Below are 10,937 nucleotides of genomic sequence, written 5' to 3' on the forward strand. Positions count from 1 at the left end.
ACTGCCCGTGCCGTTGCCGGAGCCACTGCCCGTGCCGTTGCCGTTGCCGGAGCCGGATCCGCTGCCGGAGCCGCTCCCCGGCGGGACCGAACCGGGGGCGGCCTGACCGGTCCCCGTCAGGTAGGCGGAGACCACCACGTTGGCCTTGTACTCGTGCTGCGCGCGGTCGTAGTCGCCGCCGCACGTGATCAGGCGCAGCTCGGCGCGCTTGGTGTCCGCCGGCCCGTAGACCTTGTCGGCGTCGAACTTGTCGTTGGCGACGAGGGAGACGTTCTCGACGGTGAAGTCGGCGGTGCTGCCGTCCGAGCGCACGACGGTGATCGCCGTGCCGCGCTTGATGTTGCTGAGCTCGTAGAAGACCGCCGGTGAGCGCTTGGTGTCCACATGCCCGACAAGGACGGCCGCGCCCGGGCTGCCGGGCCGCGGGCCGTCCTGGTACCAGGCCACCGCATTGGGCCGTTCATAGGGGGGCGGCTCGACCCCGCCCAGCTGATCGAGCCCGTGGGCTTCGATCGGGGCCCGTAGGCCCAGGGCTTTGATGATCAGTGTTTGAGGGCCGGCCCCCGGCAACGATGCGTGTACCGGGGGCAGGCCGAGCGCGGGAGGGCGGCCTTCGGCGGCGGCGACGTCACCGGCCTTCGGAGCCTTGGCTATCGGCTCCTCGACGGTGTCGTTGCCCACCATCCACAGGGCCAGCATCAATGCTGCCCAGGCCACCCCTGTCAGCAGGCGGCTCACGCCGCCTGTGCGCTTCTCTGACATCACTCCGGTTCGCTCCCTGTTACTGCTTGGCCGCGTTGGCGCGACGGCGGTACCAGATCAGCCCACCAGTGGCGACACCCAGGGTCGCGCCCGCGAGGACCATGGCCGAGGTGTCGGACGACGAGGACTCCGCTGCGGCCAGAGACGCGGTCGCGCCACCACCCGCGTGCGCGTGGTGGTGGGGACGGCCGTGCTCGTGGTGACCGTCGTGGTGCTCCCGGCCGTGGTCGTGCTCGCGGCCGTGGTCCTTGCCGTGGTCGCCACGCCCGTGGTCGTGGTCACGACCGTGGTCGTCACGCCCGTGGTCGTGGTCACGACCGTGGTCGTCCCGGCCGTGGTCCTTGCCGTGGTCGTCGTCCTTGCCCTCGTGGTCCTTGCCGTGGTCGTCACGTCCGTGGTCCCGACCGTGGTCGTGGTCCTTGCCGTGGTCGTCGTCGCAGTCGTCGTCGTCCCGGCTGTCGTGACCCTTGTGGTGGTCACGACCGTGGTCCTTGCCGTGGTCGTCGTCGCAGTCGTCGTCGTCCCGGCCGTCGTGACCCTTGTGGTGGTCACGACCGTGATGCTTGTAGCCGTGGTCGTCGTCGTCGCAGTCGTCGTCGTCACCGTGGTGGCCGGTCGCGGGAGCGGCGGCCTTGACGGGGGACATGTCGACGTGCGCCGCCTTGGCGGCCGGGTCGTTGAGGGCGTAGGCGGCGGGGGCCGCGCAGACGGCGAACGCCGTCAGAGTGCCGCAGAAAGCGGTACGGATTGTTTTCACGGGTTGTACCTCCTTGGTCCGAGGTTCACCCGCCACCCCCGCAGGGGCATCCGCAGAGTATCCGTATTGCTCCATTCGGTAACCAATTCGCTGCGGCTTCGGAAAAACCGCAGTTCAGAGGGGATGCGGAGCGCCACTCCACGCTCCGGCCGCCGGGTCGTCCCCACTCATCCCCCGAACGGCCCCGCCTCCTGTGGGTTCCTCACCCCAACTCGCCGCGCGGTCGGCCCTGTTCGGGTGGCGGGGCGTTTCCGGGCCGGGTGCGGGCCGGCCCGCGATGTGCGCCGAGCCCATGGCCGGCGCATCCGCCTCACTCCGTGAGGAAGCGATGGGTGGTGAGTCCCAGCGAGGTCAGCCCGAGGAACGTGGCGCCGCCGGCGGTGAGCGACAGCGGCAGATCGGCCCCGACCGCCCGGAATACCGCGAAAGCGATAGCGGCGGCGAAGAGACCGGCCAGCAGGATGACGGCCAGCCACACGCCGCGCGTCGAAGCGGTCGTCTCGTCCATTGAGTGCTCCTTCTCCGATGCCCGTTCATTGGGCCCGTTCACTGGGCCTTGCCCGTTCACTGGGCCTTCGATGAAGGTGCCAGACGGAAAACCGCAGGTCAAAGGCCATATACCGCAGTTGTGAAGGAGTGTGGGCGCGATAGTGATGGACAACTTGATCGTCAGTGAAGTAGATCTGGAGCGCTTGTGGTGGTCTGTCACCGCTATTGCGGAGGAGAGGAAAGGAAGAACCAGAACCCCCGTGACCGCTAGTACCCCTGCACTCCCTGTTTCTCCTTCAGGAAGGTCGACGACTTTGCCGAACCCGCTCACCCTCTCGGCCCTGACACTGCTGGGGAAGGCGGCGGACAAGGCCGCGCGACGCACGAAGGTCCCGTTCTCGCCGGCCTTCGTGAGATCCGCGGACGGACAGCCGAAGCCGCCCCTTGCCCGCCTGGTCCAGGGCGGGCGCGGCGGAGAGGTGCGGCTGAAGCTCTACCTCTGCATCACGATGATGGCCACGGCGGAGCCCCATGACATCCGGCAGCCGCCCACCCCCATGACCTGGGCTCGGATGCTCGCCCTCGCACCGGAAACGGGTCCGCGACGCGTGACCGGCAACCTCGCGTGGCTGGACCGGAACGGCTTCGTACAGCTCGAGTCGCGCCGGGGCAACACACCGGCCATCAAGCTCGTATCGATGGAGGCGGGCGGGGGCGCGTATGTGCGTGCCAGCCTGCTCGGACGGTACGTAGGGCTACCCGTCGAGTTCTGGACCCGCGGCTGGATCCTGGAGCTGAGCCCGACCGCGATCGCACTTCTCCTTGCGCTCCTCGAGGCCCAGGGCGGATACACGGAACCGCGCTACGTCACCAGAGAGCGCCGGGAGTCGTACGGCCTGTCCCACAACACGTGGACCCTGGCCCGCAAGGAACTCGAACGTCATGGACTCCTCTCCGTCCGGCGCGTTCCCCAGGGCAGCGACTTCGACTACCAGCGACTCCGGAACGCGTACCGGGTCAACGAGGACAGGCTGACCGAGGCCCCGTAGTCCTTCCGTCGCGCCGCCATGAGGAGAGGAGGCTTGCGAGGGCAGCCGGAGCCCCGGATATATGTCCCCAAATCCGCACACCGGTCGGATCCGGCCAGGGCAATGCGACAAGAACTCGTCCCGAGATCTAGTGGGTGCGTCTCTTTCCCGCCACGCGATCCTCCTTGAGGATCGTGGGGCATCCGGAAGCAGTCCGTCCGCTTCGTCGCCTCTGTACTCCGATGAGGACTCATGTTGGCCCCATTCGACTCTTATGCCGCTACCTCCCGAGGCAGATTCGGCGGAGGCCCCACCTTCTCTGCGCCTCGAGGGCGAGGCGCCTCGGGCGAGGTCACTTCGCGGTATGCCCGGCGAAAGTCATGCCCCACAGCGGATGGGGGAGCGCTGGCCCGTTGAGATTCCGCATCGGTCGTCCGAGCAGCACATCCGCGCGTCCGTCTCCGGAGGAGCCGGTACCCGTCCAGGCCGTACGCACCGAAGAACCGGAGACCGCCGAAGCGCCTTTGTCGGATCACGAAATAGCCCTTATCAGGACTTCCCTTTCGGTGGTCGAGCCCTTCGCGGGTGAGATAACGGTCTACTTCTACGCGATCCTGTTCGCTCGCTATCCCGAGGTCCGTCCGATGTTCCCGCAAGGGATGGACCCCCAGCGCGATCGCCTCCTGCGCGCGCTGCTGCGCATCGTGGATCTGGTCGACGACCCCGAAAATCTCGTTCACTTCTGCGGAAATCTCGGCCGCGATCACCGCAAGTTCGGCACCCTCGCCGCGCACTTCCCCGCTGTGGGCGAGTGCCTGCTCGCCTCTCTGGCCCGGTACGCCGGACCCGCCTGGACCCGGGAGATCGCCGCCGCCTGGACGAAGGCGTACGGCACGATCGCGCAGGTCATGATCAGTGCAGCCGAGGAGGACGAGGCGGTACGGCCCGCCGTGTGGCCGGCCACGGTCGTGCACCGCGTCTCGCGCGGCAACGGCATCGCCGAAATCACCGTACGCCCCCACATTCCCTACGGGTACGCCGCAGGCCAGTACGTGAGCGTCGAGACTCCTTGGTGGCCGAAGCGGTGGCGCTATTACTCCGTGGCCAACGCGCCTCGTGAGGACGGCACACTCACCTTTCACGTGCGCGCGGTGGACGGCGGCTCGGTCAGCAATGCGCTCGTGCACCGAGCGGCGGTGGGCGACATCATCCAGCTGGGGCCCCCGATGGGCGACATGGTCCTGGACGTGGCCGACCACAGAGAACTGCTCTTCGTGGCCGGCGGTACCGGCCTCGCCCCGATTCGCGCACTCATCGAAGAGGTCGCCCGCCGAGGGGGACACCAGCAAGTGCATCTCTTCCTCGGCGCCCGAACCGGGGCCGAGCTGTACGGAGTCGACGACATGCTCCGGATGGCCCAACGGCACCACTGGCTGACCATCAAGGCCGCGGTTTCCGACGAGTACATCCCCGGAATCCGTGGATCCCTGCCGGAGGTACTGGCCGATTTCGGGCCGTGGTACGAGCACGACGTCTTTCTCAGCGGCCCGGCCCAAATGGTCGTCTCCGCCAAGGAAACGCTCACCCTCTACGGCACCCCGCTCGACCGCATCCACCACGACCCGTTCGAGACCCCGGTCCTCTTCACTCCCTGAGCCGCATCCCCCTGTCCGCCCTGCCAGGAGCCTCTTCGTGACCTCGCCTCCGCCGTCTTTTGGATCAGCAGGTGAACACCAGCTGCAGCAGCACCTCGGCACCGCCGACCGCGCCGCCCGGTTCTACGACCAACAGGTGCGCCGCCATCTCACGCCCGAGATGCGGGACTTCATCGGCCGTCAGGCAATGGTCTTCCTGGCCACCGCCGACTCCCAGGGGGAGTGCGACGCCAGCTTCCGGGCCGGGCCGCCGGGATTCGTCCACGTCATCGACGCCCACACGCTCGCCTATCCCGAATTCCGCGGAAACGGCGTGATGGCCAGCGCCGGCAACATGCTCGTGAATCCCCACCTCGGCATGCTCTTCGTGGACTTCACCCACCACCACGTGGGCCTCCACGTCAACGGCGTGGCCTACCTCTACGGCGACAGTGACCTACGCAGCATCCATCCCGGCCTCCCCACCGACGTCGCCCCCGGACGCAGCCCGGAAATGTGGGTCCACGTCACCGTCGAAGAGGCCTACATCCACTGCTCCAAGTACATACCCCACCTCGAACCGGCCCCCCGCCCCACCGGCCGCGACACAACCCGCCCCAAGGACGCGGACTACTTCACCGCGCCTCGTACGGCGGAGCACTGGCCGAGCCAGCGGTGAACGGCGGGCACGACTGAGGGGTCGGCGGACTCGGCGAAGGGCCACTGACGCGCTTGGGCGCAGGCCGGAGGCCTTCCCAACACCTCTGGGGGGACCACAGCCTCTTCGCCAAGTAGCTCATCAACAAGTCCTTCGGCTGCTGCGGGCGCGCGAAGGCTTTGAGCGCTGACCTGCGGCAGTGCGGGCATCCAAATAAGCCCCCTCAACCTAAAACCGGACTGAATGGTTCCGGCTGAGTCGCCTCTGCATGCTGGGCGCTCGCCTTGGCGCGAGGGTCCGCCGGCGGCTGATCCTCGCTGAGGGGACATGCGTATTCTCGGGAACCGACCTCATCTTGAGCCCAGGGTGGATAGGATTCCTCCTACATGTGGGTGAAGGGGAGGGCTGTGGTGGATATTCAGACGCTGTCGGCAGATATTGTTCCTTATGCAGTTTCTGCTATTTCGGTATATGGGGCAGCGATTCTCACTCGCCTGGAAACCGATGCGGCGGACAGTTCAGTAAATCTCGGCTATCGTATTGTGCAGCGCATTCTGGGGCGCCGTGGAGGCGATGGCGAAATAGAGTCTGCTGTGACTGACCTGGCTGAGGACCCCAATGACACGGACCTGCAGGCAGTGCTTCGGGTCCGTATCAAATCAGCCCTTCTGGCCGACTCTGATCTGGTCAAAGATATCCAAGCAATGCTGAGTCAGACGCATGTGTCCATCAATGCGTCCGGCGAGAAGTCGATCGCAGCGCAAACGATAACAGGCATCGCCAATACCGGCGACTCGGCGACTATTCAGCGCTAATGGGCCGGAAGAAGCGGAAGCGGGATCGTCCTATCACAGCTCAGGGCGCCTCGTCGATTTCGGTGGGCCAGAACTTTGGTGTAGCGAGCACTGGAGCTAATGCGCATTTCGATATGCGGCGAGTAACTTTGAGGTCTGAAAACTCGGGCGGGGCGAGAGGTGGTGCGAAACCCCAGGGGCTTTCAAATCTACCAATCGTGGACACGGCTAGCTTCGTCGGTCGTCGGGTAGAGGTGGAAATTCTGCGAAAGTCCGCGCCAGGCTCAGCGCAAGTTATCTACGGCCTGGGAGGTATCGGCAAGACAAGAACGGCACTAGAGTACGCGAGGGTTGGGATCGAATCTCGATCGATCACCTGGTGGATCGTAGCGGACTCCGCAGAAAACCTTACGTTAGGGCTCGCTAATCTCACCCAGGCACTCTATCCAGAACTTTCCTTTGGGTTAAGCACTGCCGAAAATGCATCCTGGGCGATCCAGTGGCTACGGCGTTCTCACGATTGGCTTCTGGTTCTGGATAATGTTGAAGATCCGGCGTTCGTGCGTGCCACTCTAGCTGATATGCAAGGCGGTCGCATAATTGCTACGTCGCGCCGAAGGCATGGTTGGGATGGATTTTATCAAGAAATTCCTCTCGAGTCGCTGAGTCGTACAGACTCGTGGCAGCTCATCGCTAGCTTTTTCGTAGACCTCGAAACGGACTGGGTTCCAGCCCTTCACGACATCGCGGAGGAGCTGGGCGACCTGCCGCTTGCTCTTGTTCAGGCTGGTTCGTACATGACTCAAGCAAAGGTTGACCCAAAGCGCTACCTGGATAGGCTCCGGTCTCAAACAAACCGAATGCATAGAGCGTCGATCGAGGGGCGAGATCCGGAACGAACGATCGCGCGGGTTTGGGATATTACGCTTGAGGCGATAGGTGGCAGGAGCAGTGAAGCCATCACGATCCTTGAGATTCTTGCGCACTACGCCTCAGGTGAGATTCCACGGGACGTTGTGTCTAATGCCCTTGAGGACGAGCTGGACGTAGACGATGCCCTGAGATTGCTCTCCTCGTACAGCATGATTCAACTGGGCGCATCACTCATTGATATGCATCGACTGGTTCAGTCGGTCGTACGCTCCAAAATTAAGCAAACAGATCATCCCGTGGGGAGGAGTCTTTCGAGAGCGCTTGACCTATTGGCTGACTCCGCACCCGAGAGCACGAGAGGGATTAGGGCCTGGCCGCGATGGAGGGCCCTTGTTCCGCACATTGAGGAATTGATGCGCCACATGCCGAGCGGGCAGGGAGGGGATAAGCTCAGTTACCTTCTGGGGCAGGCCGCGTCCTTCTACAGTAGTCAGGATCAGCAGGCAGAAGCTGTTGCACTTAGGAAGCGCGCCCTGGAGGCAATAGCTGCAGAAGATCGCCCGGCGGAAGTCGTTACTCACCTATCTAATATTGCTGAAGACTTTAGAGAGCTAGGGGAATTTCCACAGGCGATTGACTTCGTGGAGAGGTCCATTGATCTCTGTATGCAAGCGTTCGGTGGCCGCAGCTCTGAAATGCTTACCCCTTTGATGGTGCGTGCAGCAATAAGGCGGGCTTTAGGTGACACTCCAGGCGCCATGCGTGGTATGCGTGAAGTCCAGGAACTGGTTTCTTCCCTGCCTGCGAGTGAAATCGATAACGGATCGTTCTTGACGATTCTCAACAACTCGGCTGCCATTGCGCGAGATATGGGAATGTATGATCAGAGTCTTCCCCTGTTGAAAGAGGCTCTGCGGTTGGCGGAGGAGTCTGAGGTTGAAGGACCGGAGGTGGTGATGTGTCTAAACAATATTGCGGCACTCTATAGGGACATGGGGCGAGCTTCGAAAGGACTCTCCTTCGCCAAGCGAGCACTTGCAGCCAGTGAGCGAATGTATGGAGAAAGGCATACAGCCGTAATTGCGTCTTGTAGTAACTTGGCCGCACTCTATCGAGTTCTAGATAGACCTGATGAGGCTATGGTGCTGGCCCATCGGGCTCTTTCTGATGCGGAAGACCTGCTAGGGCCCGAAAGCTCCACGACGGCTATCTGCATGAATAATTTGTGTGCCGATTACATTAAGGCTGGTAGATATTCGGATGCCTTACCACTTGCCAGAGAGGCGCTCCGTATCACGGAGGCCAACCTAGGTGATGGGCACTCGTCTGTGGCCAATCGACTTAGTCAGATGGGGGCTATCTATTTCCATCTGGGACGGTACTCGGAAGCTCTCCCCTATACGCAAAGGGCTGTTGAAGTGGCGGCGGGTACTGTCGGTAAAGGTCATCCTCTGGTCATCTCATGTATTGCCAATCTTGCTCTGAATTATTTGGAGCTAGGGGATACCGATTCCTCTGCCTGGATTGCGTCCGAGGGGTACTCCCAGGCAGTTGGAAGATATGGTGCTGGTCACGAAACAACCCGGCTATTGAAACTGCTGAGCGGGGAGGGGGAGTAGGGGGGGATCGCATTGTGGCCAGGGGGAGGTGATACGTACTTCCTGAAGAAAGGGGACACACCTGTTTTGCAAGGGAACGACAAGAGAATCCATTCCATCGGACTTTTGAAAGCGCGTAACCTACAGAACGGACCCGATAGCGTCGTTGGACGCTCCGTCCCGTGGGCTGGGCTGGAGATTCAAGCGCCTCCAGCCGCGTTCACCACAGGCTTGTGGACGTCAGTACCGGTCAACTGGCTGACGAGTTAGTGCGGCGAATTTCTGCTTGTGCTCGATGGGCAGGATGGTTGGCAGAAGTGCTGTTGGCGGCACTGGGTCTAAAGGGCTGAGCCCTGTGGCTAGGGCCTGTCTCTTGTGTCGGTGACGACCGAGATGAGTGAATCGTTCTGGGTGACGTGGGGTGGAGTGATCTGCGAGACGAGGATTGGGTGCGGCTTCAACCGCACCTGCCAAAAAACGTGGGACGGGTCGGGCATCCCGCGTCCGTCCCTACTGCGCTGGCTTCCTCCGGATCGCCCGGGACGCCGGCGCCTTGCTGCGGCCCGTGCCATGAATCGAATGACCTCCGGTGTCGATGGTGAACCGGACCCGGAGTACGCGGAAGTGATCACTCAACTGTACGAGGATGGCGGCGCGTTGCTTGATACCTGGCCGGAGTTCCACCGCGCGTTCGTGGGAGCGGCGCAGCAGGTTATGCGATCAAGGGGCGTGTGACCCCGGCGCGCTCGCGACTGGCGGGCCCGCGTGATTGGCTAAACCACTTTGGGCTGGAGCTGCTTTGTAAGTTCGGTTAGGCGATTGCTTGGGCAGCGGTCGATGCTGCTGGCTGCCCGTCGTCATGCCGTCTCTGGGCGCTCTGATCCGCTGCTGTCCGCTGTCGTTGATGTCAGCTGACACTGGCGGCCTTGACACGTACAGCCTTCCTCGTCCTGTGGCGAGTGACGATCGTGAAAGACCATGGTGTTACGCCTGGCCCGCATCTCGGAGAAGAAGAGCAAGGGCCGCAGCGAGCACCGAGCAAGGTTTCAGTCGTCGGGTTGTGAACTCCGGTATCCGTCCCGAGCTCAGCTCGGGGCGGGCCGACAACGGTAGGTTGCAGCGCGTCTGCAGGCACGACCCAATTTGCTTGCAGAGGTACTACAGGCGGGGCATCCGGCAGACGAGCATGCCGCCCAGGCAGGTGACACGAAACCCGCCCTCTGCCTGAATGACCTCGTTGACCCGCTCTCGCGCGCGCTCGATCGTCTCCCGAAACGGAACACCCATCTTGTCCGCCCAGGCTTCGTACGAGGCCAAGTGGGCGACGACCGGTTCAGCATCAGTCACCTCGATCACCCCCGGAAGGGGGATCGTACGGATGTCGGCGAAGACCGCGCCGAGGATCGCTGGGGCGTCCTCCAGGGTGAATCGGGCGGACAATTGCACTCGGGCTGGCCCCTCCGGAATGCCCAGCACATCGCCTGCGGCCTGGCGCCAGAGGTGCTCCAGTTCCCGCTTGTCGGTCCGGCTGTTGGTGGAGACGATCGCGATGCCGTCGGGCGCCAGGACGCGACCCAGCTCCACACGGCCTGGGCCTGGTCCTCGACGTGGTACAGCATGTGCAGCGCAAGGACCGCGCCGAGGGCTCCATCTGCGAGGGGCAGCTGTTGAACGTCCGCGACGACGGCTCCGGGGATGGTGCCGAGAATGCCGTGAGAGACGTCAGCATGCTGATCGGTGTCCGCCGCATCACCGCCGCCCGCTCGCGTGCCGAGGAAGCCTCGGACAACACCGGCGGCAGGTCGGACATGAACGACACCTGATCGACCGAGGAGACCCACGGTGATTGATTCCGTATCGTGGGCGGAGCGTCTGGGCGGGGACACGTTCCTCGCCCGGATGTGCTTCCGCGCCCACAAAGTGATCCGTTCCAACGGCATCACCTCCCCCGCGCCGCTGACCTGGGACGACCTCAACGAGATCGTGGCCGCTCACCGGCTCGAACCGCCCCCGATGCGGCTCTCCCGCGCCGGGGGAGCCGTCCCTGCCGCGGCGTACTCGATCCTCCGCACGAACCGTCGTGGGGCGTCCTGGTACCAGCCCCAGCCCGCCGAGTTCCACGCCCGGCTCGCCGAAGGCGCGTCCCTCGTCATCGACGCGATCGACCAGATCCACCCGCCCGTCCGGGAAGCCGCCGCCGGCCTCAAACGGTTCTTCCGCACTCCCGTCCAGGTCAACGCGTACGCCTCATGGACCGCTGAGGAAGGCTTCGGCACCCACTGGGACGACCACGACGGTGCGAGCTGAAAGCTGCTCTGCCCAGTGGCGGCGGGCTGAGGTGGCC

The 10,937-nt window shown here is 63.8% G+C and carries 9 protein-coding genes and 2 pseudogenes; 7 read left to right on the forward strand and 4 right to left on the reverse strand.

The genetic code is table 11. The features are described from left to right. Window positions 1-99 precede the first annotated feature (99 nt). The 3 genes and pseudogenes from IE295_RS20420 to IE295_RS20430 all read right to left on the reverse strand — a co-directional run. A pseudogene (locus IE295_RS20420) lies at window positions 100-762 on the reverse strand (class F sortase); the annotation flags it as partial. A 19-nt stretch (window positions 763-781) separates the two neighbouring features. Continuing rightward, complete coding sequence (locus IE295_RS20425; RefSeq protein ID WP_190065127.1) at window positions 782-1,519, reverse strand: hypothetical protein; 738 nt, start codon at window positions 1,517-1,519, stop codon at window positions 782-784. Window positions 1,520-1,829: 310 nt separating this feature from the next. Further along, complete coding sequence (locus IE295_RS20430) at window positions 1,830-2,027, reverse strand: hypothetical protein (protein WP_190065128.1); 198 nt, start codon at window positions 2,025-2,027, stop codon at window positions 1,830-1,832. A 295-nt stretch (window positions 2,028-2,322) separates the two neighbouring features. Here IE295_RS20430 and IE295_RS20435 point away from each other — a divergent pair, with 295 nt between their 5' ends. The 6 genes from IE295_RS20435 to IE295_RS20460 all read left to right on the forward strand — a co-directional run bounded on the left by IE295_RS20435 (window position 2,323) and on the right by IE295_RS20460 (window position 9,328). Beyond that, window positions 2,323-3,057 (forward strand): hypothetical protein, encoded by a 735-nt coding sequence (locus IE295_RS20435; RefSeq protein ID WP_190065129.1) that lies wholly within the window; start codon window positions 2,323-2,325, stop codon window positions 3,055-3,057. Window positions 3,058-3,602: 545 nt separating this feature from the next. Next, window positions 3,603-4,691: a globin domain-containing protein gene (locus IE295_RS20440; protein WP_229922990.1), complete on the forward strand. Its 1,089-nt coding sequence runs from the start codon at window positions 3,603-3,605 to the stop codon at window positions 4,689-4,691. A gap of 37 nt (window positions 4,692-4,728) precedes the next feature. Further along, window positions 4,729-5,349 (forward strand): pyridoxamine 5'-phosphate oxidase family protein, encoded by a 621-nt coding sequence (locus tag IE295_RS20445; protein WP_190065131.1) that lies wholly within the window; start codon window positions 4,729-4,731, stop codon window positions 5,347-5,349. Window positions 5,350-5,735: 386 nt separating this feature from the next. Further along, window positions 5,736-6,143, forward strand: coding sequence for a Het-E N-terminal domain-containing protein (locus IE295_RS20450; RefSeq protein ID WP_190065132.1), 408 nt, complete (start codon window positions 5,736-5,738; stop codon window positions 6,141-6,143). Window positions 6,144-6,340: 197 nt separating this feature from the next. Then, window positions 6,341-8,614 (forward strand): tetratricopeptide repeat protein, encoded by a 2,274-nt coding sequence (locus IE295_RS20455; protein WP_190065133.1) that lies wholly within the window; start codon window positions 6,341-6,343, stop codon window positions 8,612-8,614. Between the two features lie 558 nt (window positions 8,615-9,172). Beyond that, window positions 9,173-9,328, forward strand: coding sequence for a hypothetical protein (locus IE295_RS20460; protein ID WP_190065134.1), 156 nt, complete (start codon window positions 9,173-9,175; stop codon window positions 9,326-9,328). Window positions 9,329-9,751: 423 nt separating this feature from the next. Here the strand turns inward: IE295_RS20460 and IE295_RS20465 are convergent. Next, a pseudogene (locus IE295_RS20465) lies at window positions 9,752-10,512 on the reverse strand (class I SAM-dependent methyltransferase). Between IE295_RS20465 and IE295_RS20470 the strand changes: the two are divergent. Then, a complete protein-coding gene (locus IE295_RS20470; protein ID WP_224323173.1) occupies window positions 10,436-10,900 on the forward strand; it encodes a cupin domain-containing protein in 465 nt (154 codons plus the stop codon). The pseudogene IE295_RS20465 and the gene IE295_RS20470 overlap by 77 nt on opposite strands. Window positions 10,901-10,937: the final 37 nt, after the last annotated feature.

It is taken from the genome of Streptomyces griseocarneus, from assembly GCF_014655595.1.
Lineage (GTDB): Bacteria > Actinomycetota > Actinomycetes > Streptomycetales > Streptomycetaceae > Streptomyces > Streptomyces griseocarneus.

Bases quoted from the DNA above. Each gene is read 5' to 3' on its own strand.
- IE295_RS20460 (WP_190065134.1), top strand. From the start codon at position 9,173: ATGACCTCCGGTGTCGATGGTGAACCGGACCCGGAGTACGCGGAAGTG.
- IE295_RS20430 (WP_190065128.1), bottom strand. From the start codon at position 2,027: ATGGACGAGACGACCGCTTCGACGCGCGGCGTGTGGCTGGCCGTCATC.